Source organism: Terriglobales bacterium (genome assembly GCA_035487355.1).
In the GTDB taxonomy this organism is placed as follows: Bacteria; Acidobacteriota; Terriglobia; order Terriglobales; family Acidobacteriaceae; genus QIAW01.
In genome coordinates this window covers 73659-100183 of record DATHMF010000106.1, presented here as the reverse complement: position 1 = coordinate 100183, position 26525 = coordinate 73659, and the positions used below count along the sequence as shown (strand labels likewise).

The following is a 26525-nucleotide window of genomic DNA, read 5'->3' as shown; positions in this document are numbered from 1 at the left end:
GGCTCCCGGTTACCAAAGTTGTAGCCCTAGGCTACCTATCTGCTTTATAATGACCGTTTCCTGATACCACGTCGAGGTCCTCATATTTCTGGCCTTCTTTTAAAAAGTCCTGTAATTGCTGCGGTTTGCAGAGCATGCCGCAAAAATTCGATTATGCGAAGAAATGGAATGGCACGGGCCGCAGCAGCATTGTTGTCCCTGGTGGCGCTGATCGGTCATATGGCCGGAGCGCAGGAAACCGGCTTGGTGCAGAGCATCCAGATTCACGGCCAGCGCCGCATTCCTATCGAGACCATTAAGGCCCGTCTGGCTACCCGTGAAGGTGACGTTTACGATGAAGGAACGCTGGAGCGTGACTTCAACTCCCTGTGGAACACGGGATATTTTGACGATGTCCGTTTCGAACGCGAGGAGAGCCCTAAAGGCTGGATCCTTCATATCTACGTAAGAGAAAAACCCACCATTCGCACCATTGAATACAAAGGCCTGAGCTCTGTTTCCCAAAGCGATGTGCTTGATCGCTTCAAGCAGGCCAAAGTAGGCCTTTCCGTGGAGAACCAGTATGACCCCACCAAGGTGAAAAAAGCGGAAGTCACTATCAAAGAGCTTCTGGCCGAGCACGGACATCAGTTCGCCACGATCCGCACCGAGGTGCATCCTATTCCGCCTTCGGCCGTAGGCGTGACCTTTGTGGTCAAAGAGGGCCCCAAGGTCAAAGTGGGGACCATTCGCTTTACCGGCAACAAGCACATCAAAGACCGCGAGCTGCGCGCTGCGATGAAGAATTTGAAGCCCATCGGCATTCCGCGCTCGATTATTTTGGAAAATCTTATGGCGCGCACCTTCGATTCCAGCAAGCTGGAAGAAGATGCCGAACGGGTCCGCCAGGCTTACCAGGTGAAGGGTTATTTCAAGGCTCTAGTGGGAGACCCGCAAACCAAAATGCGCGACACCAAAGGCGGCCTGTTGAACATACCTTTAATCAAGCACGGGCCGGGTAAGGCAGTGGATATCACCCTGCCCATTGAAGAGGGTGATCGCTATCGTCTGGGCAGTATTACTTTCACTGGCAATAAAGCGGTTACCAACACCAAGGCTCTGCGCGGTCTCTTCCCTATGCAAGATGGAGACATTTTTAATACAGAGAGCGTACATAAGGGAATCGAGAACATGCGCAAGGCTTATGGCGACCTGGGATACATCAACTTTACCCCGGTGCCGGATACAAAAATTGACGAGGACAAAAAACTTCTCTCTCTTATCATTGATATTGATGAAGGCAAGCAGTTCTATGTGCGCCGCATTGAATTCCAGGGCAACACCACCACGCGCGACAAAGTGATTCGCCGTGAGCTGCCCCTGGAAGAGGGTCAGGTTTACAACCAGCGGGCGTGGGAGTTCGGTATCCTGCGCCTGAACCAGCTTGGATACTTCGAGCAGATCAAGGCCGAGCAGGATGCCGAAATCAAAAAGAACGAAAAAGACGGCACCATTGATATCACGCTGAAGCTGAAAGAGAAAGGCAAAAACAGCATTGGATTGACCGGCGGCGTGAGCGGTCTGGCGGGCGGATTCGTTGGCGTGAACTACGAAACCAACAACCTTTTTGGATTGGGTGAAACCCTCTCCATATCGGCCAATATCGGCAACCGCGAACGTAATGTGCAGTTCGGTTTTACCCAACCTTATCTTTTCGACCGGCCGCTGCAGCTTAGCTTCAGCGTTTACTCGCAACGTTACCAGTTTGATCAGGCCAAGCAGACATCAATTCAACTCGGACAGCAGCTCAACCTGCCCACCACCGTCCTGAATACCCTGCAGAATTTCACTCAGTCCACAACCGGTTTCAGTACCTCGTTGAGCTATCCTTTGCGGCGCTCTTTGAAGCGCTTGGGCATCAGCTATACGCTCGAAAATTCCAGCATCCAAACATTCAGCGATGCCTCCAAGCAATACTTCGACTCGTTGGCATTCCGCAACATTTCAGGACCGGATGCGTTAAAAGGCGTGATCACCAGCAAGATCGTTCCTACGTTCTCGGTCAGCACGATTGACAATTACCAGCGGCCAAGCTCAGGCCATAGCATATTTGCCGGCCTGGAAGTTTCCGGATTGGGCGGCAACGTGCGCTCCGTGCGTCCGGTGATGGAATATAAGCGATTTGTTTCGGTCAACCATCATCGCAATGTGATCGGCTACCGCGTCCAGGCATCATTTATTAGCGGGTACGGCGGTCTTGTGGCGCCGCCGCTCGAGCGCTTCTACCTGGGCGGCGATACCGACCTTCGCGGCTTTGACGTCCGCGCAATTTCGCCGGTTGTATTCCTGCCCGACAAGGCGACCGTCGCGCTGACGAATCCCGATGGCACGCCGGTCCCGGTTGATCCCAGCAATCCTCTTCGTGGCAATGTGCTTATCACGGTTCCCATTCAGCGCATTACCTTTCCCGGAGGCGATACCAGCCTGGTAACCAATTTGGAATACCGCGTTCCCATCGTGGGTCCCGTGGCTATTGCCGCCTTTATGGATACAGGCGTTGATTTCATCGCCCGCCAATCGCAGTTGCGCCTCAGCACCAGCCAGCTCAATAATTTGAACACCACCGCTTTCGGCTGCGCTACCTTCGATGTCAACTTCAATTGCCAGGGCAGGGTCCTACCGTCGTTCTCTCCCGACCTGAAGCCGGTGTCAGGAACAAACTTCACGCCTCGCATGTCCACTGGATTGGAGCTGCAAGTGCTGATGCCCATCATCAATCAGCCCTTCCGCATTTACTACGCTATTAATCCGCTGGCGATGGATACCTTCACGCACACACCCAATCAGATTACTCGCGACATGTTCCCTCCCGGTGCGGCCGGCGATTTTACATATCTGAACTCTTTGGCGGCCTTTTCGCCCAATTACAAGTTGGCTGACCCGCGCAAGACCTTTCGCTTCACCGTCAGCACAACCTTCTAAGCAAGCCGGTCGTTGCTGCAGTTTTGTAGAGGGGGCACGACTTTCCTTCGGGGCCGGCTTGCACGCTTGATTGCCTCTTAAAAGTCTGCTTTCCCAGCACCGGGCGCCATTCGTCGGACACACTCTTTACAATAAAAAGGGGCCTGGTTGTAGTGACTGGGAAGCCGGAGAGTTGCTATAATCCTAATCTGCACAGCCCACCGCCGAGGACCGGCGTAGTGTGTGTGTGGTCGCGCACAGCCCGCGTGAAGGGGCACAGGGTGCATCCCCAGGATCGCTTTCCGGCCCCCGGTAACATCAAGATCAGAATTCCTAAGGAGTAGCAAACACCGAATGAAACGCACGTATCAAGCAGCATTTCTTATGCTGACCCTGTTGGCGTCAGCATCACTTTTCGCGCAGGGCGGCACTGCCGCGGCCCCTGGTGGTAGCAGCACCAAAATCGGCGTGATTGATATTCAAACCGCCATCCTGGCTACCAACGAAGGCCAGCGCGAATTCAACAATCTCACTACCAAATTCCAACCCAAGCAGACCGAGCTGCAAGGTTTGAGCAAAGAAGTGGATGATCTGCAGAAACAGTTCGATACCCAGGGCGAGAAGCTGAACGAAGATGCCCGCGCCAACCTGGCCAAGCAGCTCGATACCAAGAAGAAGAACCTGCAGCGTGTCTATGAAGATGCGCAAAGCGACTTCGAGTCGCAGAAGAACGATATCCTCAAAACCCTGGGCAACAAGGTCTATGCCACGCTCGATAAATATGCCAAGGACAACGGGTTCGGAGTGATTGTAGATGTATCCAGCCCTCAGACCCCGGTGCTGTGGGCGGCACAATCCACCAACATCACCAAGGCCATCGTGGATGCCTACAATGTCACCTCGGGTGTACCGGCTCCTCCTGCGCCGAAGCCGGCCTCCGCTACGGCTCCGACAACCAAGCCACCCTCTACCTCTCACTAAGAGGTTCTCAAGTTCGCAAACTTCAGGCCGCCACGTGCGGCCTGAAGTTTTTGTGTGCTGATGTTGAAAATTGAATCAGTTTGTCTACTCTCAAAACTGACACCGATCAGCATCTTTTTGTTCCACCTTTATTTTTCTTGAGCCGCCCTCCACGGCCTTCCTCTCTGGTGTCAATACCACGCAAGGAGAGAAAGCCATGTTTGAAGACAGTCTCATAGAATCAACCCACCATCTCGCAAAACGGCGGGGATGGACAACCCTGGTTTCCACCAGTATTCAGATCGTCCTGATGGCGTTTCTGATTGTTCTGCCGTTGCTGCGCACAAATGCAATTTCGGCACGGCTGCTGCAAACGCCTGTGCTGCTACCACCTTTTAGTGGCGCACCGACGTCTACCGGTGGTCATCCGCCATCTGGGAATGCAGATTCTGGAAGAGTGGCCCCTGTAATTCAGGTCAACCAATCTAGCGGATTTTCGCATAAACTAAACCGTGACCCTGATATCGAGGGCACTCCAAACATCTGCACGCTGGGTTGTGGAAATGGCCCGGGCCCGGGTGTTCCCGATGCTGTATTTGGCGGAGGGGCTCCATCAGAGGTAATCTTGGCCAAGCCTCCGAAGCCACTGCCCATTTCACACATCGACCCAGGACAGATTATCCGCCGTGTAGAACCTCTCTACCCACCTATAGCTCACACGGCACGCATACAAGGATCGGTGGTTTTGCATGCCATCATCAGCCGCCAGGGCACCATCGAAAAATTACAGGTGGTCTCCGGGCATCCCCTGCTTGATAAGGCCGCTCTCGACGCTGTGAGCCAGTGGCTCTTTCGCCCCTACATACTCAATGGCCAGCCGATTGAGGTAGAAACAGAGATCACCGTCAATTTCATCTTGGATCGGTAGGCATGTGCACGAAATGAGACTGACAGGAAGCCCTAACCCTAATAGGGCTTCCGTAAACCAAAGGCCCCCTGCAAGTTAGGTCTATGAAACCAGCGGGCAGGGGGCAAAAATCGGGGTCTGATTTATCCAAAGCTCTGTGGAAAAGCCTGTGGAATTCCGCATGTAAAGAAAATTAAGGCAGTGTTAATTCAGCGACTTACCTGTGTTGCATCAACTTTGTAGCATCTTGTAAACAACTCTGGCTTAATGACTTAAAAGCGAAAGCCGAGATTTCGGCCAATGTACTAAAAACACTCTACAAGGCGCTGAAAACCGTTGAAGTTTTGCACATTTTGGACATAGGCTCCCTCGGAATATCCGTTAGGTCCGAACACAAAAAATAGTCTCAACACTAATAAATTAGCCGGTCTAGTTCCAAAATGGCACTTTCAGAAATGGGAATTTGCTCTCTGAAAAGAGCTATTTTTCGGGATTTTAGCAGGAATTCTAACCTCAGGCTTCTGGCTTCGGACTTGCTACTCTCCGGCGCAACTGACTGAGCAATTCAGAGCGTGTAATCCACAGTCCGGCGGCAACGGTTCCAGCCCAGGTAAGGGAAACTAAGGCGAGCGCCTTAATATCGGCCATGCGGCTTCCATTCAAATTAATGGTCCGGCTTACAAAATAACTGGCTGCTCCGGCGATCGCTGAAACCAGCAGGGCTTTACTCATCTCACGCCACTTCATATCGCTCAAGCTGACCAGATTCTTGCGGTGCAGCAGTATCGCCAGCGCAGCAGTATTAGCGAAGATGCCGATATCAGAGGCGATGGTCAGCCCAGTTGCAAGATGGGCATGGAAGAGGGCCGAATACATGGGCAACGAAGCCGCAGTAATAATGGTTCCAGCCAGCATGGGTGTAAAGGTGTCGCCTGCGGCGTAGAAGGCGCGGGCATAGAGCGCCTGCGCCGACCACAGCGCCAGCGAGAGCGCGAACCAGAAAAAAAAGATTGCAGTCTGCTGCGAATCAGCCCAGTTGAATTTGCCCCGGCGGTAAACCAGGTCTACCAGGGGCAGTGCTGCTGCCATCATCCAGGAGCTGGCCAGCAGTGACGCCGCGGCCACGCGATGTACCGAGTTATTCACAATGCCGGCGAACTCGATCATTTTTTTCTCGCCGAACAGGCGCGCAAAAAACGGCAGCGAGGCTTGTCCCGAGGCCTGGCCAAGCACGGCAATGGGAACAGCGAACAGGCGCTTGGCATAGTTGAGGCGGGTGATGTCACCGGCAAGGCCGGAGGCAAAGTAGCGCATGATCCACTCATCGGCGGCGACCAGCGAGACCCCCAGCATGAGCGGAATCGAAAGCCGCACCCACTCGCGGAACCCGGGGTTGCTGATCTCAAACGACGGCTGATAACGCATGCCCACGCGTCTGGCCCCAATTGCATTGATTAAGAAAGGACCAACAATGCCTCCGGCCAGAGCCCCGTAAGCCAGTGAAGCGATCCCAAAGCGGGAAGCGAGCAGCACTCCACCCAGGATGATAAATACGTTATAAAAAATACCCCCGAGTGCCGGTAGCAGAAACATGCGGCGTGAAAGCAGGACCGCTGATACCACGCCGCCTACGTAGAAAAAAACCTGGGTCGGCAGCAGGATCCGCGTCAGATAAGTGCATAAGGCAAGCTGTTGCGGCGTGAACTTGTCAAAATAAAGATGCAGGACCTGCGGCGTAAAGATTTCGGTCAAAGCGATGCCTATGCCCAGCACCGCCGTCATTACTGTGATAACTACCGAAAATGCCTTTTGCGCATCGGCTTCCCGCTTCTCGGAGACATAGCGGCTGAATATTGAGATAAATGTGATGGAGGCCGTTCCGCCGGCCACCAAATAGTTAAGCCAATCTGGAATGGTGAACGCGGCGACGTAGGCATCGGTCTGCGGGCCGGCGCCAAAGGCGTAGGCAATATAGGCTTCGCGCAGATAACCGATGATTCGCGAAAGCATCACCGCCGCCATCAGCAGCAGCGTGGCCGAGAACGCCGTATGCTCATGCGAAGGACGCAGCCAGCGCAGGGCAGTACTGAAGGAAAACCTGGGTGGAGCAGGCGTGGTTGCCATCTTGCCGGATTGTACACAAAATCAATAAGAGAACGTTTTAGTAGCGCCGGCGTCTCGCCGGCTGTCGAGTGGGCATCTTGCCCACTCATTCTCTCCAAGGATAACTTTTGCCCCAATCGCACCCCAAAACGGGTCTAGAATCATTGTTATGTTCGAGCGTTATACGGAAAAAGCTCGCCGCACGATCTACTTCGCCCGCCACGAGGCCAGCAAGTTCGGATCGCCGTACATCGAAACCGAACATCTGCTGCTTGGGCTCATGCAGGAAGACAAGACTCTTATATATGCCTTGCTTACCCCGGAGGATGCAGTAAACATTCGCTCGGCAATTGAATCGCATAGTAAAAGCGAGAAAAAAGTTTCTACGAGCATAGATTTACCGTTAAGCCCGGAATGCAAGAAAATACTAAGCTACGCAGCTAAACAGGCCGACCAGCTTTCCGACCAGCACATCGGCACCGAACATCTACTATTGGGTTTGTTGTCGCAAACATCTTCAGTGGCGGCTGAGCTACTGACCCAGCGTGGAATAACCTCCGAGCGCATATTGCAAGCCCTGAAGAAGCCGCCTTCAACTGTACGCCCCAAGCCTCGCCGTTCCAGCCTGCCACCGCCGCCCTGGAGCTGGCCGGATGCGACCTAAAACCAGAGTTAAGCGGCTATTCCGCAGCCCCAGACCAGCCATGACTCCCGTTGGTCCCCTGATGTAACTATTGTTACTAGCGGCAAGACTCATTTTTAGGTAACCTGTCTCGCATGCGAATCCACAAATTTTTATTGCTTTTCTGCCTCGCCTTGCCGGCCTGGGGGCAGCATCTGGTCAAACAGGATGTCTTTAATGCCATCGCCAACGAGTACTCCGGCGAGGCCGCGCAGGAGAACGTGCGCAACATCGTTCAGTACCACCGCATCCAGGCCAGTCCCATGATGGAGAGCGTCGCCAAGGACGTCGTCCTGCCCAAGCTGAAGGCCGCAGGCCTCGAGGCCAGCATCGAGCAATTGCCCTCGGACGGCAAGACCAAGTACGGCACCTTTACCTCGCCCATGGGCTGGGAGATCCACTCTGGCGAGCTTTGGGTAGAAAGCGCCGCCGGAGCAAAGAATTTCACACCGATCCGGCTGTGCCGCTTCAGCGATGTGCCTATGTGCGTTTCCACCTACTCCAAAGGCGGCGACTGGAAGGGCGAGCTGGTGGATGTAGGCGCCGGCACCAAGGATTCCGACTATTCCGGCAAAGACGTAAAGGGCAAAGTTGCCTTGGCTTATGGATACGCCGCCAACGTCGTCCGCCAGGCTGTGCTCAAGCATGGCGCCGTGGGCGCGGTGATTTATCCCGCGGCCGACGACCGCCCGGACCATCCCGACATGGTGCGCTACAACGGCCTGTGGACCCAGGCCGATGAGCTCGACCGCACCCGCGGCAGCTTCCAGATTTCGCGCAACCAGTACGACACGCTCAAGCAACTCATGCAAGAAGGCGCGGTAGTTGTGCACGGCAAGATTGATGCCTCGCTGGGCTCGGGTAAGCTCACGCTGGTGCATGCCTACATCCGGGGAACGCAGCGCGACCGTGAAATATTGGTTACGGCGCACCTCGACCATCCTAAGTGGAGCGCCAACGACAACGCCTCTGGCGACGGAGCCATGATGGAGATGGCCCGCACCCTCAACACCTTGATCGCCAGCGGGAAGGTTCCCACGCCCACTAATACCGTTCATTTCATGTGGGTGCCGGAGTATTACGGCACGCTGGCCTATGTTGCCAGCCATCCTGAGGCACGCCGCTGCGGCCCCTGGGATGACCCCCGCGCCAAGGGCAAATCCGATCCCTCCAAAGGACCCTGTGTGATCGCCAACCTGAATATGGATATGGTCGGCGAAGACACCGTCAAAACCAACTCACGCTTTTACATCACCCGCACGCCCGATTCGGTTTCGTCTTTCTTGAATGCCCTCATGACGGATGTGATGCAGCAAACCCGCGAGGCCAATCTCTACGCGCCCACCGGCACGCACAACTATTGGCTGCCGGAGATGGTCAACTACGTCCAGGGGAGCGACCACGATGTATTTCTGGGACTTGGCATACCTTCGACCATGCTGGGACACGATCCTGACTGGACCCACCACACCAGCGAAGACACCATTGATAAAACCGATGCCAGCGAGCTGCTTCGCGTGGGTACGCTGGCCTCTGCCGCAGCCTGGTGGATTGGCGATGGCGGAGAGGAAAAATCCGCCCGCGTGCTCGATAGCTGGTTCCAGGTCGAGGGCGACAGCACCGTGCAGAAGCTCAACTTTTACCGCGACTTGGGGGCCTTTACCCATACTTCAGCCTCGGGCAAGCGCAAACCACAGCGCGGCGGCGGAGCCGGCCCGCACCGGCTGGCGTTGCTGCCCCTGGATAAATCTGTCTTCAGCGCTCTCGAAGGCGACGATAAGAAGTGGGTCGAAGCACAGGAGGCGCGCTTCCCCGATGCCTCCGAGGGCCTGCCTACCAAGCCGACCTTCGAGCTGCTGGCCTTTGAAACCGTGAACCTGATGGATGGCCACCGCGCCACCAGCGAAATCGCCGACATGCTCAGCGCCGAATTCCTAACCGATATTGACCAAGATTGGGTGGATAAGCTGGTGGGAATCCTGGCCATACAAAAAGTAGTGGCTACGAAGTAAATTGGCCACGGATGAACATGGATCAATATCAATATTCACCACGGAGACACAGAGAAAAACAAAATCTGTCTTGATCCATATCCATCATTCATCCATGGCTCAAAACGATGCGCTTGTTGCATGCTTTTTACATCTGCAATCGGGACACTATATATTGTGGTAAGTTATGAGCGATTACTTTAGACAGCATCCGTTACGAAAGTACAAGCTTGGTCTCACCAAAAAGTGTTCCGCGAGGAACACTTTTAGTTAACTGCCCTACCTGCATTTATCCGTGCCAATTACGAGACTAGCCCTTTTGCCAATCTGCGTTCATCTGCGTAAATCTATTCTTTGTTTTTTCCTTTGTGCCCTTTGTGGTCAAGCTTTTTAATCCGTGTTCATCCGCGAAAATCCGTGGCTAAAATCTTTCCTGCAGCATCCCGACCCTCGCGGATGCAATCTGGCACTCCAACTCCGCGATAAGCATTGCCGATGAGGTAAAGCCCAGGTAGGATTCCGCGCAGAACTTCAATGCGAGCGACGCGCTCCAGGTGCCCGACGTCATACTGCGGCATGGAATACGACCAGCGGAACACACGGGCAAAGGCGGGCCGGCTGTGAATACCGAGAATCTCTGCAAACTCGCGCTGAACCAGAGCCACAGCTTCCTGGTCAGAGAGCGCCAGCGCCGCTTCGTCACGCGCGCCACCCAAAACCCCGCGCAGCACAACAAGATCATCGGCAACGCGGTGATTAAATTTGTTGCCCACAAAAGTACAGGCGAGCAGGCGGCTCTTCTCTGAGGCGGGAACGAGAAATCCAAAACCTTCGGGGCGGATCCCCTGTTTTTCTAATTCCCATTTTGGGAATGCAAGAGTAACGATCAATGACGACGAATAAGAAATCTTAAGCAGCTCCTGCGCCAGCTCCGGGCAGCAATCCTGCAGGAACCGAGCGGCCGAGTGCGCGGGAAGGGCGAAGATCAGAACGTCAAATTCTTCAGAGAGAGTTGCGCTTCGCAAGTTCCACTTGCATTCGTTCCCTTTTTGGGATTGAGTCACATCGCTTATCGTGCATTGCGTGTGAACCGCAGCCGAATCGAGCTGGGCGCTCATCGCATCGAGCAACTGCTGCATGCCGTTTTTCAGCGTAGTAAAGATGGGCTGCGAACTCTGTTTTTTGGCGGAGGATTGCCCCGTCAACTGCAAAGCCCGGATCAGGCTGCCGTGCTCTTCTTCCATCTGCAGGAAGCGCGGCATGATGGTGCGCATGCTGAGCGTGGCCGCGCGGCCTCCGTAAACCCCGGCGAGCATGGGGGCAGCGAGCCGCTCGACGACTTCTTCGCCGAAATGGCGGCCGACAAACGATGCCACACTCTCATCACCGTTATTCTTTCTCGGTTGTAGGTTTACTTCTTGGGCGATGATGCGCTTGCCCTCTTCCGAGAACAGCTCAGAACTCATCACGTGATCGAGCGAGGTGGGGACGATAAATTGCAACCCCTCGGGCAGTGGCACCAGCTTGCCCCCCAGCAGCACAAAGGTTTTGCGCAGGGCGTCGTTCGAGCCGATGAGCTGGCTTTCCAGGCCCAGCTCGCGGCAGAGCTCAAAGGCCCAGGGCTTTTCCGAGAGAAAAGAGTCGGCCCCGGTTTCAATCACGCAGCCGCTGAGATATTCGCTGCCCACAATGCCGCCCAGCCGGGATTTTTCTTCAAAGAGACGCCACTCGAGTCGGGCCCCGTTGCGGCGGGCCTTTTCAAGGTAGTAGGCCGCGCTCAAACCTGAAATGCCCCCGCCGATGATGGCGATTCTCTTCAAACTGCTATGTCCTTTCAATCCCTTGTTCGTTTTAGTCCGTGTTCATCGTGTCAATCCGTGGCGAAAATTCCTTGTTTTTCCCTTTGTGCCCTTTGTGGTTAACTTTTAACTCGGCTCAGCGAAGATGCCGTTTGCGCCAGCGCCTTGCGGGCCAAGTCGGCGAGGGCCGCAGCGAAGGTGGGCGAGGCGTTTAGCGATTCGGTGCGCTCCAGCTTGATGCCCTGCTCATGGGCAAACTGCTGGAAGCCGATATCAATGTCATACAGCACTTCCACATGGTCGCAGACAAAGCCCACCGGCTGAATCAGCATGGCGCGGTGGCCGCCAGCCTCGAGTTCCAGCATGGTATCAATGACCGTGGGGCCGATCCACTCCCCGCCCGACATACCCTGGCTCTGGAAGGCAAATTTCCATGGTTTGATCTCGGGAAGGCGCGCGGCGACCAGTGCAGCGGTCTTTTTGGCCTGGGCCTCGTAAGGATCGCCGGCCTCGATGGTGCGCCGCGGAACGCTGTGCGCCGTGAAGATCACCGGGACTTTGCTGTGCGTGTACTCCCACATATGCTCCCAGGCGGGTTCCAGCTTTTCCACAAAGGCCTGGATGAGCAAGGGATGATCATGCCACGACTCCACGAACTCGAGCTTGATCTTGTCTCCGGCTTCGGCAAAGGCGCTCTTCTTGTAGAGTCCCACGCTGGTGCGCGAGTTGTGGGGGGCAAGGCAGATGGCGGCGGCGCGGGTGACGCCATCGCGCAGCATCTGCTGCACCGCTTCCGCTATATAAGGATGCCAGTTGCGCATCCCAACATAAACCGGCAGGCCAAGTTCGCGCTGCAGACCCTGGGCCTGGGCGCGAGTGTGATCGAGCAGCGGTGAGCGGCCAATCAGGTCATAGCGATGCGCGACTTCCTGCATGGTTTCAGGCGAAACCGGACGCCCGCCGGTGATGTTCATCATAAAGGCGGGCACGTCTTCGGCCTTTTCGGGGCTGCCGTGAGCGAGGAGCAGGACAGCTTCTTTTTCAGGCATGGGTGTCTCCTAAAAAGTTTAACCACAAAAGTTTAACCACAAAGGACACAAAGGGAAAAACAAGGAGATTTGTCACGGATTTTGCCGGGTTTAGTTCCCGCTGCTGGTCACGAATTAACACTAACTCCCCGCTTTTCCTTCGTGTCCTTTGTGGTTAAACTTCCTTCGCCGAGTGCTCATGCACAAACTCAACCAGGGCCCGCACATTTTCCACCGGCGTTTCCGGCAGAATGCCGTGGCCTAAATTAAAGATGTGCCCGGCGCGCCCGTTCGCCCGCCGCAGGATATCTTCCGCGCCTTCGCGCACCGTTTTCCAATCAGCAAACAGCGTGACCGGATCCAAATTTCCCTGCACCGCGCTCGGATGGCCCAGCTTCTGCCAGCCTTCATCTAATGGGATGCGCCAGTCGAGGCCGATGACGTCGGCCCCGGTCTCCTGCATGGCTTCAAGCAGCGTGGTTGTGTCGGTGCCGAAATAAATTACCGGCACGCCCGTACGCCGCAAATTCTGCACCAGAATTTTAGTCTGCGGCAGCACAAACTTGCGGTAATCCTGCGGCGACAGGCATCCCACCCAACTGTCAAAGACCTGCAGCGCGTCAGCCCCGGCCCTGGCCTGCTCGGCGGCGTATTCGCTCAGCACCGCCACCAGCTTGCGCATGAGCTCACTCCACGCCGCGGGCGAAGAGTACATCATCTTCTTAGTATGGATATAGTGCCGCGACCCGCCGCCCTCAATCATGTAGCTGGCGAGAGTGAAAGGAGCGCCGCAGAATCCGATGACCGGCAACCGCGCTCCGAAGTGCGTGGCCACGCCCCGCACCGCATCGGCGACATAACCCAGGTCAGCCGCCCGGTCGGTGCGCAGTTGCGCGATGGCCTCAGCGCTGCGCAAGGGCTGGGAAATCACTGGACCTTCGCCTGCGCTGAAGTGAAAATCGAGCCCCATGACCTCAAGCGGCAGCAGCAGATCGGCAAAGATGATCGCGGCGTCAACTCCGAGTTTTTCCGCAGCGGTGATGGTAACCTCGGCCGCCAGCGCCGGGTCCTTGCAGATCTCAAGCAGCGAGTGCCGCTTGCGCACCGCACGGTACTCAGCCATGTAGCGCCCCGCCTGCCGCATCAGCCAGATGGGGGTTGCATCCACAGAGAGCTGCTTGCAGGCACGTAGAAAGCGGGAGTCAGGGGCAGACATAGTTGGTCCAGGCGAGTGGCGCGACCGATAAGTTTAGCAAAAGCGGGGGTAAACGTTTTGCGACTTAGTTTGTCATGCTGAGCGGCCTTTCTTGGAGCTGGGAACTGGGAGCTTGGAGCTGTCTTTTAACCCGCCATGGACTACTCGAAGTAATGGGGGGCAGGGGGGAGTGCCTTTCGGCTGCATAGAACTTGTACGGTGTGGTTCAAGTAATCTTGTCCTCTTTCCAACCCAGGTGCTAAGCTCCTCGCACATGAATTCTGCACCCGAGGCGGCGGGCGACGCGCGTCAGATTGGGCCGAGCGACCGCGAGACCTTTAATAAGGCGCAAAAGCGCAACCGCACCGCTACGTGGCGGATGTCGGTTTTGTGTTTCGTGGCGGCCCTGATCATGGGTATCCCGCTCACGCTGGTGCTGACCCCCCTGTTCTACGCCGTCACTCTAATCATTGCTGACATCATTAATAACTACTTCTCGCCGCTTCCCCCGGCATTCTGGGCCAATATGAATGGCCTGGCTCATCTGGTTTTTAACGTCGCTGATTACTTCATCAACCACCGCGGAACCCTGGACCAGCAATCCCTGGCCATCGGCCTGGTGGTGATGCTGGCGCCGGGGATGATCATCACCTTTGTGCTGTGGCTGGGAGTGCAGGCGCTCTTTCGTCGCGGCGGTGTGGGTGGCACGCTGGCCAGCCTCAAGGCGCGCGAGCCCAACGCCAACGACCTCAAAGAGGTGCAGATGGTCAACGTAGTGGAAGAGATGTCCATTGCCGCCGGCCTGCCTACACCGCACGTGATGCTTGTGGATTCGGCCGGAGCCAACGCTGCCGCCTTCGGCACCTCACCCCAGGATGCGCAGATCGTGGTCTCGCGGCGGCTGCTCGATGACCTGAGCCGCGACGAGCTGGAAGCTCTGCTGGCGCATCTTATTGGTTCCATCGGTAACGGCGACTTGCGCATCGCCTTCACCGTGACCAGCGTCTTTGAAACCTGCGGACTGCTGGTGACGCTGATCAACGCTCCTTTTGGACGGCAGTCGCGGGGAACGCTGTGGCGAATCCTGCGCTATGGATTCATCAGGTCCTCGAACGATACGGCCAGAGTTGCCGAGGCAGAAGCTGTGGCCGCGCTGCTTACCGGAAGCCTGGACACCGGTTCGCACAACATTGATCGTTTCTTCGACAGACTGCAAAACAAGAAGTCGGTGTTGCGCAGCATCCTGAGCTTCGTTTTCCTCCCCGTTTTTTTTACCAATGCCGCGGTCGAGATTACGTTGTGGTTTTTTCTCACGGTGCTGCTGGGCCCGTGCATGGCCATGCTGTGGCGTACGCGAAGATATCTTGCCGACGCCAGCGCCGTGGCGCTGATGCGCAATCCCGATGCCCTGGCGCGCGCCCTGCAGTGCTTGAGCCAGGATACGACGGCAGTCCCAGGAGGCGCCTGGGCGACGCATCTATTTGCAGTTGAACCCAAGGGCGATACCAGCCTCGCGACAGCACAACCCGGGCCGGAGGCGATGAAAGTAGCCGCTCGCGCATGGACGGAAAGCGGCGATGCAGCCTCGGCCGGCACCGCTCCGGCTGACTACGAGCGGTTACGCACAGAAGTAGAAGCTACACGCCGCGCCGCGATGCGCGGTGACACGCTGGCCATGGGCCGGCTGGTCACCTTCGGACGCGCCATGGCCATGGCGAGAGGCGGACAGGTGACCGCCAACATGCCAGATGTCGCCGATATTGCCGCAGCGCGCCAGGGTGATAAGGCCGCCATCGCGCGATTGCGGGTGCTCAACGCCCAGGAAAGTGAAGTGCAGCGCAATGAAACCAAACATGGGACAAGCGGCCTGCAGGCGCAAAGCTTCTTGTCGTTTCATCCGCCGCTGAAGCGCCGCTTGAAACGCCTGGAGCGCATGGGAGCGGGCTACAGCCCCGAGGCCCACGTCAAAACATCGAAAACTGCGATCACCGTAATGGTCGTGTTATGGCTGATTGTTGGACCTCTGTTGCTGGCCGCAGCAGCGATGATGCTGGTGGTCATCGCCATGATGGTCGGGCTGAACCTGGTTTTGGTTGCGCTCTGGCTGGCCGCGATCCATTGGCTTCTTTGGCATGGATGATGAGAGCATTCAGCTCGTAGGAGCGAACTCAAAGCGTTGGGGGAACACAGAGATCGGCTATCTAATTCTTGTCTTCGCTGTTCTGGATGCGGCGCTGGTGTTGTTTGTCCCAATCATCGTCTACAACCGCCTGGTGAGAATGCGCAACCGGGTGCAGAATGCCTGGTCAGATATTGGTATTCAGCTCAAGCGCCGTCACGATCTGGTTCCCAATCTGGTCGAGGCAGTGCGCGGCTACATGCAGCATGAGCGCGAGACCCTTGAAGATGTGACCCGCGCCCGCTCTCAAGTTATGGCTTCGGGCACAGATCCCGGCGCGCGCATCCCCGCCGAAATGTTGCTGACCAGTGCTATCGGCAATCTGCTGGTTCGCAGCGAGAAATATCCTGACTTGCGTGCGGCACAGAACTTCCAATTGCTGCAGGAGCAACTCAGCTCAACCGAGAACCGCATCGCCTATGCTCGGCAGTTCTACAACGAGTCGGTGCGGCAGTACAACACAGCGCAGGCAACATTCCCCAGCAGGCTGCTGGCGGGACCTTTAGGCTTCTCTCCCGCTAGCATGTTCACGGCAGAGGCGAGTGAGCGCGCAGTACCAGAAGCACGAACGTAAAATGTGCGACCTTTGCTGGTTATGTCGTTGCTCCTGACGCTTTTTCCCCTGAATGTGATTGCATGACGCAAGTTCGGTCGGGCAGATCGGCGATGCGGTAAAGAGCCAGTATTTTGTCGGGATATGTGCCATCCGGGCGCGGTCCATCGGCGAGAGTGAGCAAGGGAGCGGGAAAGCTAAAGGGCGCGATATCCAGATTCAATGGCCGCCAGCCTCCTGTGGGGGCGTCATCATTGCCGCCGTGAGCGGTAAACGTAGTGATCAGAAGATAGTTCGAGGCACTTTGCCGAATCGTGCACAGCGCCACAGCGATATCGGCAAAAGATAAGTGGACGATGCCGTCGCGGCACAGGATCAAATCCACCTTGGGCAGAGGCCCGCGAATCATATCGAGTTGAATGAAGCTGCGGCCCGGTCGCGCATGCAATGAATTATTCATGCTTATCAAATCGGGAACAATGTCGGCACCGATGTATTCAACCGAAGACAGCTCCGTCAGGCGCATCCAGTTGAAATCACCGCAGGGCACATCCAACAGCGAGCGTATTCCCAATTTGTGCACCAGTTCGGTCAGCCGAGGGCGCAACAGACGAGTACGAAAGACAGTAGATCCCGGTCCGGAGCGGGATTCAGCATCACGCCAGGCATTCGTGCGATAGATCTGGGTGAAGATCTCCTCAGTTTCTGAAGCTGCCATGGAGAACTACTTCCCGACAGATGCAGCTTGTGCGGCCATGCCCTGGTAGAACTGCTGCAGCACGTAGAACGCTTTCTTGCGCTGGCCGCTGTCGGAGATAAGCCCTTTGCGGTTGTATCCGTCCTGCAAGACCGGCAGTTGGCGGTTCGGCGAGCGGAAGTCCTTGAGCACCCACGGCGTCATGCCACGCAGAAACGGAATCTTTTGCAGCGCGGTGATCTGGTGCTTATAAATTTCTTCCTGGTTCTCCTCTGCCCAGCGTTGGTCAATCGGGCCGTGCATGCTTTGCTTGGCTTCGCCGCCAAATTCGCTGACGATCATAGGCTTGTTGTCAGGCACAGACCATTTCATGGTGTCGAGGTCTGCAGGCACACCGTAATACCAGCCAACATACTCATTGATGCCCCAGACATCGAGATCGTCAACGATAGGATCGTTCAGCACGAGGGTGTGGGGATCGGGCCGGGTGAATTGATTCGTGGCGGCAGTGACCAGCCGAGTGGAATCGAGCGAACGCGCGGTCTTAATTAGTTCGCGGACAAAGGCATTGCGCTCGGGCGTTGCCCGCGATTCATTGGTCACCGACCACATGATCACGGCGCCGCGGTTGCGGTCGCGGGTAATTAGCTCGGTGAGCTGTTGTTTGGCTTTATTGAGGACGGCGGGGGTGCTCCAATCAATGGTCTGGTAGACCGGGACCTCTTCCCACAGCATAAATCCGAGGCGATCGGCCATGCGGATGATGTGCTCGTCGTAGGGGTAGTGTGCCAGACGCACAAAGTTGCAGCCCAGGTCGCGCACCCAACCCAGCATGATTTGCGCGTCGTCATCGCCGTGGGCGCGGCCGGATCGGTTCGGCGCTTCTTCGTGTGTATCAATGCCGCGCAGAAATATGGGATGGCCGTTGAGCAGAATCTCGGTGCCGCGAACTTCGATACTGCGGAAGCCGATCTCGTCACTGACGCGGTCGGCATCAGAGGCAATCTCAACTTTGTAGAGCTTCGGGTTCTCGGGAGACCAAAGCTGCAGTTTGGGAGCATCGAAGGCGAGGTGCGCGATACCGTCATCGCCTGCAGTTGCAGTTTGTGTTAGGTCCAATTCGGGAATGCGGACCGTAATTTTCTGCGATGCCGGCGCACCTGCAATGCGGACCCATCCTGCGATGTGGTTTGTGCTGCCGCGCTCCAACTGGACTGCATAGTCGGTAATGAACGTCTGCGGCACTTCGACCAGCATCACATCACGGGTGATGCCGCCATAATTCCACCAGTCGGGAGCCAGCGCCGGGACATCATCGGTATGGCGGGTATCGTTGACCGAGATGATCGCGACATTCTCACCGTCTTTGAGCAACGGCGTGGCATCGCAATTAAAGGGAGTGAAGCCGCCTTCGTGTTCACAAAGAGATTGGCCGTTGATCCAGACGTGGGCGCGATAGTTGGCCGCGCCGATATAGAGCAACGTGCTGCGATTAGGCTGGGGATGGTAAACAAAAGATTTTTCATACCACACCGTGCCCTCGTACAAGAGCAGCTCGGGGTGTTGCGAATTCCAGTCGCCGGGGACTTGCAAAGTCGGGGAAACAGCGAAATCGTATTCCACCACAGCGGTAGATGTTCCGGGTCGGGCGTTGAGATAGTAGTGCCGGCCTACACCTATATCGTGCGAATCAACGATGTAGTGCCAGTCGCCGTTCAGCGAGACGGTGTTGCGATGAAAGATGTTTTGAACAAGCGGCGCCGGACTTTGCGCCCAGCTTACGATAGAAAACATAATAACGCAGAGCAATGTGCGGAAATTGGGTATCATGGCTTGCGAATCTTAACACCATAAAGATTACAGGGCAAAAGAGCGCGCGAAGGTTTTGTTTCGCAACGCGAAATACCATTGGCTCTGCGCAGTTCGGTTGATCAGAAAGCACCATGCATGGATTCGGTTGCTCAGCGTAAAATAAGCACCCATGGTTACTCCCATCAGCGACAGCCCGCTGGCCATCCTCACTTTCATTGCAGCTCCGGCGGTGTTTACCAACGCGGCTTCGGTGCTTGCGTTGGGTACTGGTAATCGTCTGGCGCGTGTGGTTGACCGCACCCGGCAGCTCGCCGACGAGTTGCGTAAAGATTCCACCGACACACCCTTGAACGAGATGTATTTGCGCCAGTTGGGCCGCCTGGAAAAGCGGGCCGACAGGCTGGTGCGTGGCATGACATTCTTTTATATGGCAGTGGGCGCATTTGCCGCTGCGAGTCTGGTTGCAGTTTTTGGTGCAAGCCTGGCTTCGACGAGTCACGGCCTTCCTTTTCAGTTGATTGCTTTCTTCAGTTTGGGCGCAGGCATCGTTGGATTCGTTGGATTATCCACAGGCTCAGTCTTGCTGGTGCAGGAGACCCGGCTTGCGGTTGTTACCCTTCGGGAAGAAGCCCGCATCGTGAAAGAAGAGATATCACCTGCTCTTCGGAAATCCGATTCTGCATCAGAGTCGCAGTAAAGGTTTGGAGACAAAGATTATTGTTTACCACAATGGGAAATTCCTAAACCGGTCCAGCTCTAGAATCCAATAATTTGGGTAATTTTTTGGTGTGCTTGACATGGCGTGGTCTTGGACATAAACTGCGTCCACTCTTTTCTCGTTTTCCATAAGTTTTCGTAGTCTCGGACTTGGGAGTCAAAGGCCCAAGCCGGGCAGCTAGACCAGAATTGGCGAGGCCCGTGCCCCGTCATCATGACAAGGGTTCTCCTCATGATCTGCCTGCGAATTACGAAATTGCTTCTCCTGTTGGGGCTGGCAGGATGTCTTCTCCCGCTTTGCGCCGCAGATACTTCAACGGCAGGAGAGTGCTTTCAAAATTTTTCCACGGAATTCGAAAATGCCAAAGCCCTGCTTCCGCAGAAGTTCGGAGATGGGTGGACGGTTGACAATTTGCCTCCGGAAATAGGGGAGGAACTCAGGGCCTTGACCAAGCAGTCGGAGGAGCTGAGCGACGAGAGCAGCAAGCTCGATTCCCGCGCCGTGGCGCTTCAAGGAGACGAAGATCTGCTCTCCCATTCGGAGAATTGGCTAAAAACCCGCCAGGATACTCTCGAGGGTAAATACAAAGATCTGAACGAAGAGAACGAAAGCCTGCAAAAGCAAATTGTGGATTTCAACGAGCGATTTGGGAGGCACCAGGCAAACCAATGTGTTTATCCCCCGGATAACCCTGGCGTCTGCGCGGCTTACAATGCTGAGAAGAACCAACTGGATGCAGAAGCGCGCCAGCTCGAAGAACGTCAGAACAAAATAGAAAAACGATACAAGGAGCTGGATGAAGAAAAATCCGCTCTTGATGATGAAGTAGGTCCACTGGCTTCCCGGCGCACAGTGCTGGAAGAAACAAGAACCAATCTGGAGCAGGACCAGGCAACTTTTACCAGCAAATGTGAAGAAGCGGCTACGCGCGCGAAGGTTTTAGCACAAATCATTCCTGTCAGCGGAACAAAACCCGGGCCAGGGAACCAGCAAGACCCAAACAAGGCATTCAAAGGTCTGGGGCAGGAATTTGCCGCCGGCGCCTTCAAGAAATTCGTCGTCAGCACAGAAGCTCCCGGCATCGCCATGACGGCGGCCGACGTTATCACTGCGGGCGTGGATGAGCGCACCAAAGAGATCAGCCGCAACATTCTTTTAATCGGGGATTACGCGCTTGCGCTGAAGCGGCTCAAGGAACAGGGCCACCTCCAACCCGGAGATCCTTCCTACGACGCCTTGCGGCACATGGAGCAGGAGACCGGGAATGACATGCCTATAGGACAGGCCGAGTTCACATGGCAAGCGGTGAGCAGCGAGAACACGCTGCTGGAGGGACTGGCCGCTACCGCGGGGCATTACGCCTCGCAAAAAGTGGAGCACATTGCAGGCGACATCATGCGCCATCTTTCAGTCGCAGATAAACAGACCATCGGTAAGGCCGGTTACCAGGTTTTCAAGAAGGCCATCTCCATTGATATTGAAGCGGGAGCAAACAAAGGCACGGAACTGCTGCTTAAAGGAAGCGCAGAAGGCGTCCAGGAGCAGAGAAAAAAAGCCCTGGACAGAAAGGCGGAAAGCCACTGACCATGGCCTCTGCTGCTCCAGATCTCACGCCGCCGCCGCCGGAAATCGCAAAGCCCCTCCGCCTGCTGATGAAAATTTCTGCCTGGAGCATCGGCATCGCGATCGTAGTGGGAGGGACCACCTGGCTGGTCTGGAGCCACAATCAGCAGCAGCAGAAAAATTACGGAGAGGAGGCATCATTTACCACTGCTCCCGGAGTCACGGTCGCTGTTTACCCCTGGAGCGGCAGCCTGCCTTCAACGGAGATCCAGGATTTTGATGTTTCCCGGGATGGGAACATAGTGGTTCGCACTGGCAACGCGCTCTACGATCCCAGCAACGGCGAAAAACTGGCTGACGATGTACAGTCTTTCACTTTCGTGAAAGGGGCCCTGGCCGTGCAGACAACGGAAGGGCACCTGGCCTTTTGGGCCGATGACACCCTTCACGATGTGGGCCCTCTGCCTGTGCCAGTCAGCAGGATTTTGCCCAGCGAAGACGAGGAGCAGCTTTTACTGACGAGCAATGGAGAGAGCAGCCTTTACTCCCTCGTCCCTGAAGAAGGAACGCTGGAGCCACTGCTCGGTCCTACCGAGGGCGTAGAGACGGCGGCCGGCAGCCCGCAAAGGCATTTCTTCGCTGTGGATAGTTCATTGTTTCTCCAGGCGGGAGCCGCGCGTCCTCTCATGCTGCTCGATCTTCCCGAAGCCAATGACCGGATTGTTGGTCTTGCCACCCAGGGAGATGACACTTTCTTTGCGTCACAGAACATGGTCTATCAGCTGCGCGGGGGAGTGGCTTTCCCCCTGGTGATTGGCCTGGGCGGAACGCTGCGGATGGCACCAGACGGACTGTTGGTGCTTGACCAAAAAACAGGACATCTTTACCGAATCTCCTGGGCAAAAAATCAAGCGTGATAAAACTTTTCACAGGACGACAGACAATGGCCAATCCTTACTCTTTGCGCAATCCTTCGGCTTTGCTTGGGCCGCAAGCTTTTCAAAGCGGCTGGAGTACCTTCAAGGTCTTGTTAGCGATCTGGTGTCCGTTTGAGATCATCATCTCATTTACGGAAGCCGCTCCAGCCATCAGCACGATCGGCCTTTTCTTTGCGGCGCTGGCACTTTGGTTCTATTTTGTTCCACGAGAAATTCGCAAAGCCCAAGTGGCGAATGCTTCGACTGCTGGCCTGACTGCGAAAGCCTTTTTGTGCCACCTGCTCCCCGCCCTCTGGACAGCTATCACTGTTGTAGCTCCCGCCGCTTCACTCAGCTTTTTTATCGCCATGAAAATGATTATGCCGGAGATGGAGATGCCGGAATCTGACGTTACCCGCGCACTTCTCATTGTAGTGATATGGCTGGGAGCAGGGTCATTGCTGAACCTGCTGGTGTATGGACTGCGCGCTGGCTGGCGCGTCAGCCTGATTAACGCAGGCGGCTTGATGATTGGAGTGCTGGCCTCGCTGCTGTCGCTTTTCGTTTCAGGAGCGGCCCACATGCCTGATGACATCCGCTTCCGCCTGGCAACTTTCATTGCATCGCAATTTACGGTGCTTCCCATGGGCGTTGTCCTCCTGGGCTGGGCCATCTACGCCACCGTTGAGCGGGCTCGAGCGAAAGCGGCGGCTTCCGCGCCGGCGCAATCCTCCTGATTCCCCTGAGTACGCTTCAATGAAATCACGGTTCATTATTGTTAGCGTTCTGTTAATTTTTTTTCTTGACAAAGAAAAAATCTGAGGGATACTTATGCCCACATTAAAACGTTTCAATTAAACGTTTTACTAAATGAAACGTTCCAGAGAATGTGAAATCGCAATCAGAAGTGAAATTCGGAAAAGACTAAGGAGCTTCGAATGCACTCAGCCTCTCGACGTATACTTGCGGCGCTGCTCACGGTCAGCGCCATTACTGTGGTTCTCTTCGTTTCGTCCGCGCTAGCGGCCAACAAAAAAGCAAAAGCCATCCCTTCAAAGGGACCTTTCACCTTGGATTTATTGACGTGGTACTCCCAGGTTGATAACTCTCCTCCGGGCAGAGCGATTGCTCATCCGGTAATCCACTCTGGCGCAGGCGGAAAGGGTACATTTCAAGATCCAATCACCTTCGCCGTAGCTCCGCAGGTGCAGAACGTGATGAAGCCGGGAAAGAAAATCTACATTCCCGCTCCGATCCAGGATTACTTCATTATGGAAGATGACTGCACCAGTTCAGGTCCAGGCGGCATTCCCGTTCAGGGAGTGGGCTGCGACGGCGAGCTGAAGGCCGGAATCAACGAGTTTGATGGATGGATGGAAGGACCCAAGAGCGGCGCCGGCGGCAAAGTAACCGCTTGCGAAGATAAGCTGACGCTGACCAATGTCCACATTATCGTTGACCCTCCTGCGGGTTTGCCGGTCAACACTTCGCGGATCTTTACAACGGGCAACAAGTGCAACCGGTAGTGTCACTGGAGTTGTAGCGCATCCGAGGTGGGTGATCACGTTGTACCGCGCGCCTCCTTAGTTTTTCAGGGTTCGTGGAGTAAGGAACCCTGGCGGCTCGTTTTCACCCACTTGGTTTTCGGCTTCTATTGGAGGGCTCCGCAGCCAAAGGAGGGCTGCTGTGCCCTCGCGAAAAGTTCGCGCAGCACGGCGCTCACTTTTTACTCACCCGTTTCTCTGAGGGCTCCGCCGACATCAGGCTTCTATGCCCGCGCGCCGGGGCCGTGGCCGACGGCCCCGGGCGTTTTTTTAGAACCAACGATTCAAGAAACTTGCGGGATGTGATCTCTGTGGTGAATTTTGAAAAACTTCAGGTGCTAAAGTCCGCATTTTTAAAGGCTCTAAATGGCACTCTTCGCTTCGCTCACCCATGGCTAAAGCCATAGGCTAGCAGCCGTGCCCTTCCGAAAACTGTTTATGGAACTAGCTGTGCAATTTAAATGTGATTTTCTTCAGTCAAAACAGGGCTGCTACGTCCTCTTTACTGCATCAAACCAACACCGGGATTGCTGCGGACTCCGACTCGCGAGGCTAAAATAATAGAGATTCAATACCCGATCATGAAACTTAGATTATTTTTTTATCTTTCATTACTGTCGCTTGCGCTGCCCTATTCACTCGCACAGAGCGCGGATCCGCCCAAAAAGGCGGTCGTGACTGGCCGGGTACTGAACGCGACCACGGGCGAGCCCGTTAAGAAGGCCCACGTGGCGCTGAGCAAGGCGGAGGCCAGTGAAACCGACGAAGACGCCGCACCATCTTTTGTTGCCAACACCGATGCGGATGGCCATTTCTCATTCGATGCCGTCGCACCCGGCAACTATCGTTTAGCAGTACAACGGAGTGGATTTGCTTACACACAATATGGAGCGCCGGGGGCCAGCGGGCTCGGCACCGTCTTTAGCCTGGCGAGCGAGCAAAAGCTCGACCTCACGGTGAAAGTGGTTCCGTTGGGTGTGATCGCAGGCCGGGTACTCGACGCTGATGGCGATGCCGTGCCGGATGCGATTGTCTCTGCCATTCGCTCGTTCTTCTCGAACGGTAAGCGCGAAATTGAAAGACTCGGCAAGATAAAGACCAATGATTTGGGCGAGTACCGGCTCTACGACCTGCCGGCAGGGCGATACTACATTGCCGCCACGATCCCCAGTTTCATGCCGGCAGGCACGCAGCCAACGGACGAAGATTCTGGGTTGATTTATTACCAGGATGCAACCGACCTGGGCAACGCCACGCCTCTGGAACTGACCGCGGGCAGCACGCTCAGCAATATTGATATTATGGCTACCAAGGCGCGCCGGGTCACCATCAGTGGAACCATCCTGAATCCACCTGCTGGCAATTCCGTCAGGGTCTCGCTGGTGCCGCGTGATTCCACTCTTCCGCTCAAGTTTATCCGGCAGGATGCGGAGTACCATGACGAAACCGGCAAATTTGAAATCCACGGCGTCGCTCCGGGCACATACGTACTGGCGGCCAGCGCTTTTGGCGGGTCCCGGCCGCTTTCCGCGAGGCAGCAACTTGCCGTGACCGGTGCCGGAGTGCCGGATATTGCGCTGGCACTCAGCCCAGGAGTGGACCTGTATGGCCACGTGCGCGTAGACGGGCAGAGTGCGTTGGACCTCTCCCACATAGGCGTGGCTCTGCAGTCGCATGATGAAGGTGGGGCAGAGGCCAGCCCGGTAGGCAGGGACGGCGCATTCTCAATCACCAACGTCGTACCGAACACTTACGTGCTCTCCGTGAGCGGCCTGCCCCGGAACAGCTACGTGAAATCGGTGCGCGTCGGCGAACAGGAGTTTTTTCCATCGGAAATTGACCTTACCCGTGGTGCTGGCGGTGCATTTAGCATTCTCGTGAGCACCGCAGCCGCGCAGGTTTCGGGTGTAGTCGTGAACGATAAGCAACTGCCCAGCGGCGGCGCCCTGGTTGTGCTGGTTCCGGCACAGCGCCAGCGAGGCGATCTTTACAAGAGCACAACCACAAATTCAGCGGGCGGCTTCAGCCTGGAAGGCATTACTCCGGGAGACTACAAACTGTTTGCCTGGCAAGGAATAGATACCGGTGCATATCAGGACCCGGAGTTCCTGAAACGCTTCGAAGACCAGGGGGAGCTGGTGAGCCTGGAGGAGAATAGCAGCCGGAGTATTCAACTTAAGATTATTCCAGCGGCATCTTTCTAAGGGCTCCGCGGCAAGCCGCTGCGCCCTCGCGAAAAGTTCGCGCTGTACGGCGCTCACTTTTCGCTCACCCGTTTCTAAGGACTCCGCAACGCTGTTCCTTGGTTTGCGCTCAGGGCTTCGCTACTCGGCTCTCGCGTTTATTGCTTATGCGTTCTGCGCTCACAGAGGGTCACGATCTTCGTGGGATCAATGGCCTCGCTGTCCACTTGCATTTCAATGACTTTGCCTTGTTTGTCAATCACGTAATTTACGCGGCGCGCAGCTTTGTATTTGGGGTTATAGACACCATACTTGCGAACGGTTTCTCCTCCCCAATCACTCAATAGCGGAAAAGTTATTTTGATCTGGTCTGCCCACGCCTTATTGCTGAAAGGGCTATCCATGCTCACACCCAAGACTTGGGTGTCTGCAGCTTCCAGCTTTTCGAGGTTCTGCTGGAAGTTCTGCATCTGTTTGGTTCAACCACCGGTGAAGGCGAAGATGTAAAACGCGAGCGCAACGTTCTTCTTGCCGCGAAAGCTGCTGAGCGTGATCTTGTTACCGTTCTGATCGACCAAGGTAAAATCGGGAGCTTCATCCCCGACCTTGATTGACGGTTCCGGAACGTCTTTCTTGTCAGCTTGTGCCGACAGCCGGCCGACTGGCAAAGCGGCGAGCACCAGCATCCACAGTGCGAGGAGAGCAGTTCTTCGATTCATGGATCGTATCCTCTTGCGAAATTATCGCACCTGTA

At 55.7% G+C, this 26525-nt stretch carries 20 protein-coding genes; 13 read left to right on the top strand and 7 right to left on the bottom strand.

All coding sequences use genetic code 11. The features are described 5' to 3' along the window. Positions 1-168: 168 nt before the first annotated feature. The 3 genes from bamA (at position 169) to VK738_19775 (ending at position 4828) form a co-directional block, all read left to right on the top strand. On the top strand, positions 169-2961 hold the full coding sequence (gene bamA / locus VK738_19785) for an outer membrane protein assembly factor BamA (protein ID HTD24904.1): 2793 nt from the start codon (positions 169-171) through the stop codon (positions 2959-2961). Positions 2962-3294: 333 nt separating this feature from the next. Further along, entirely contained in the window at positions 3295-3921 is a 627-nt protein-coding gene (locus tag VK738_19780) for an OmpH family outer membrane protein (protein ID HTD24903.1), read from the top strand. A 196-nt stretch (positions 3922-4117) separates the two neighbouring features. Continuing rightward, a complete protein-coding gene (locus VK738_19775; GenBank protein ID HTD24902.1) occupies positions 4118-4828 on the top strand; it encodes an energy transducer TonB in 711 nt (236 codons plus the stop codon). Between the two features lie 492 nt (positions 4829-5320). On the opposite strand, the gene murJ is transcribed toward VK738_19775, so the two are convergent. Next, positions 5321-6931 (bottom strand): murein biosynthesis integral membrane protein MurJ, encoded by a 1611-nt coding sequence (gene murJ, locus VK738_19770; protein ID HTD24901.1) that lies wholly within the window; start codon positions 6929-6931, stop codon positions 5321-5323. Positions 6932-7079: 148 nt separating this feature from the next. Here murJ and VK738_19765 point away from each other — a divergent pair, with 148 nt between their 5' ends. After that, complete coding sequence (locus VK738_19765) at positions 7080-7574, top strand: Clp protease N-terminal domain-containing protein (GenBank protein ID HTD24900.1); 495 nt, start codon at positions 7080-7082, stop codon at positions 7572-7574. A gap of 113 nt (positions 7575-7687) precedes the next feature. Then, positions 7688-9604, top strand: coding sequence for a DUF4910 domain-containing protein (locus tag VK738_19760; protein HTD24899.1), 1917 nt, complete (start codon positions 7688-7690; stop codon positions 9602-9604). 380 nt (positions 9605-9984) lie between these two features. On the opposite strand, the gene hemG is transcribed toward VK738_19760, so the two are convergent. The 3 genes from hemG to hemE form a co-directional block, all read right to left on the bottom strand. Further along, complete coding sequence (hemG, locus tag VK738_19755; GenBank protein ID HTD24898.1) at positions 9985-11403, bottom strand: protoporphyrinogen oxidase; 1419 nt, start codon at positions 11401-11403, stop codon at positions 9985-9987. A 98-nt stretch (positions 11404-11501) separates the two neighbouring features. Further along, on the bottom strand, positions 11502-12431 hold the full coding sequence (gene hemH / locus VK738_19750; protein ID HTD24897.1) for a ferrochelatase: 930 nt from the start codon (positions 12429-12431) through the stop codon (positions 11502-11504). Positions 12432-12585: 154 nt separating this feature from the next. Next, complete coding sequence (gene hemE / locus VK738_19745) at positions 12586-13626, bottom strand: uroporphyrinogen decarboxylase (protein HTD24896.1); 1041 nt, start codon at positions 13624-13626, stop codon at positions 12586-12588. Positions 13627-13879: 253 nt separating this feature from the next. Between hemE and VK738_19740 the strand changes: the two genes are divergently transcribed. Both VK738_19740 and VK738_19735 read left to right on the top strand, forming a co-directional pair. Beyond that, complete coding sequence (locus tag VK738_19740; GenBank protein HTD24895.1) at positions 13880-15745, top strand: M48 family metalloprotease; 1866 nt, start codon at positions 13880-13882, stop codon at positions 15743-15745. Then, a complete protein-coding gene (locus tag VK738_19735) occupies positions 15738-16358 on the top strand; it encodes a LemA family protein (protein ID HTD24894.1) in 621 nt (206 codons plus the stop codon). The genes VK738_19740 and VK738_19735 overlap by 8 nt, the downstream gene beginning before the upstream one ends. Positions 16359-16377: 19 nt before the next feature. On the opposite strand, the gene VK738_19730 is transcribed toward VK738_19735, so the two are convergent. Beyond that, the gene (locus tag VK738_19730) at positions 16378-17055 is read right to left on the bottom strand and encodes a class I SAM-dependent methyltransferase (protein HTD24893.1); all 678 of its coding nucleotides are present in this window, start codon (positions 17053-17055) and stop codon (positions 16378-16380) included. Between the two features lie 6 nt (positions 17056-17061). Then, complete coding sequence (locus VK738_19725) at positions 17062-18864, bottom strand: glycoside hydrolase family 2 TIM barrel-domain containing protein (protein ID HTD24892.1); 1803 nt, start codon at positions 18862-18864, stop codon at positions 17062-17064. 151 nt (positions 18865-19015) lie between these two features. Here VK738_19725 and VK738_19720 point away from each other — a divergent pair, with 151 nt between their 5' ends. From VK738_19720 to VK738_19695, 6 genes are all read left to right on the top strand, one after another. Beyond that, entirely contained in the window at positions 19016-19543 is a 528-nt protein-coding gene (locus VK738_19720) for a DUF2721 domain-containing protein (protein HTD24891.1), read from the top strand. Positions 19544-19795: 252 nt separating this feature from the next. Continuing rightward, positions 19796-21148, top strand: a complete 1353-nt coding sequence (locus VK738_19715; GenBank protein ID HTD24890.1) for a hypothetical protein — start codon at positions 19796-19798, stop codon at positions 21146-21148. Between the two features lie 2 nt (positions 21149-21150). Continuing rightward, positions 21151-22044 (top strand): hypothetical protein, encoded by an 894-nt coding sequence (locus VK738_19710; GenBank protein ID HTD24889.1) that lies wholly within the window; start codon positions 21151-21153, stop codon positions 22042-22044. Positions 22045-22070: 26 nt separating this feature from the next. Continuing rightward, a complete protein-coding gene (locus VK738_19705) occupies positions 22071-22781 on the top strand; it encodes a hypothetical protein (protein ID HTD24888.1) in 711 nt (236 codons plus the stop codon). A 201-nt stretch (positions 22782-22982) separates the two neighbouring features. Further along, the gene (locus VK738_19700) at positions 22983-23570 is read left to right on the top strand and encodes a hypothetical protein (GenBank protein HTD24887.1); all 588 of its coding nucleotides are present in this window, start codon (positions 22983-22985) and stop codon (positions 23568-23570) included. Between the two features lie 599 nt (positions 23571-24169). Further along, positions 24170-25792: a carboxypeptidase regulatory-like domain-containing protein gene (locus VK738_19695; protein HTD24886.1), complete on the top strand. Its 1623-nt coding sequence runs from the start codon at positions 24170-24172 to the stop codon at positions 25790-25792. 137 nt (positions 25793-25929) lie between these two features. Here the strand turns inward: VK738_19695 and VK738_19690 are convergent, their stop codons facing one another. Then, entirely contained in the window at positions 25930-26424 is a 495-nt protein-coding gene (locus VK738_19690) for a redoxin domain-containing protein (GenBank protein HTD24885.1), read from the bottom strand. Between the last annotated feature and the right edge of the window lie 101 nt (positions 26425-26525).

Coding starts and splice junctions, on each gene's coding strand:
- bamA (HTD24904.1), top strand. CDS start 169: ATGGCACGGGCCGCAGCAGCATTGTTGTCCCTGGTGGCGCTGATCGGT.
- VK738_19780 (HTD24903.1), top strand. CDS start 3,295: ATGAAACGCACGTATCAAGCAGCATTTCTTATGCTGACCCTGTTGGCG.
- VK738_19775 (HTD24902.1), top strand. CDS start 4,118: ATGTTTGAAGACAGTCTCATAGAATCAACCCACCATCTCGCAAAACGG.
- murJ (HTD24901.1), bottom strand. CDS start 6,931: ATGGCAACCACGCCTGCTCCACCCAGGTTTTCCTTCAGTACTGCCCTG.
- VK738_19765 (HTD24900.1), top strand. CDS start 7,080: ATGTTCGAGCGTTATACGGAAAAAGCTCGCCGCACGATCTACTTCGCC.
- VK738_19760 (HTD24899.1), top strand. CDS start 7,688: ATGCGAATCCACAAATTTTTATTGCTTTTCTGCCTCGCCTTGCCGGCC.
- hemH (HTD24897.1), bottom strand. CDS start 12,431: ATGCCTGAAAAAGAAGCTGTCCTGCTCCTCGCTCACGGCAGCCCCGAA.
- hemE (HTD24896.1), bottom strand. CDS start 13,626: ATGTCTGCCCCTGACTCCCGCTTTCTACGTGCCTGCAAGCAGCTCTCT.
- VK738_19740 (HTD24895.1), top strand. CDS start 13,880: ATGAATTCTGCACCCGAGGCGGCGGGCGACGCGCGTCAGATTGGGCCG.
- VK738_19735 (HTD24894.1), top strand. CDS start 15,738: ATGGATGATGAGAGCATTCAGCTCGTAGGAGCGAACTCAAAGCGTTGG.
- VK738_19730 (HTD24893.1), bottom strand. CDS start 17,055: ATGGCAGCTTCAGAAACTGAGGAGATCTTCACCCAGATCTATCGCACG.
- VK738_19725 (HTD24892.1), bottom strand. CDS start 18,864: ATGATACCCAATTTCCGCACATTGCTCTGCGTTATTATGTTTTCTATC.
- VK738_19720 (HTD24891.1), top strand. CDS start 19,016: ATGGTTACTCCCATCAGCGACAGCCCGCTGGCCATCCTCACTTTCATT.
- VK738_19715 (HTD24890.1), top strand. CDS start 19,796: ATGATCTGCCTGCGAATTACGAAATTGCTTCTCCTGTTGGGGCTGGCA.
- VK738_19710 (HTD24889.1), top strand. CDS start 21,151: ATGGCCTCTGCTGCTCCAGATCTCACGCCGCCGCCGCCGGAAATCGCA.
- VK738_19705 (HTD24888.1), top strand. CDS start 22,071: ATGGCCAATCCTTACTCTTTGCGCAATCCTTCGGCTTTGCTTGGGCCG.
- VK738_19700 (HTD24887.1), top strand. CDS start 22,983: ATGCACTCAGCCTCTCGACGTATACTTGCGGCGCTGCTCACGGTCAGC.
- VK738_19695 (HTD24886.1), top strand. CDS start 24,170: ATGAAACTTAGATTATTTTTTTATCTTTCATTACTGTCGCTTGCGCTG.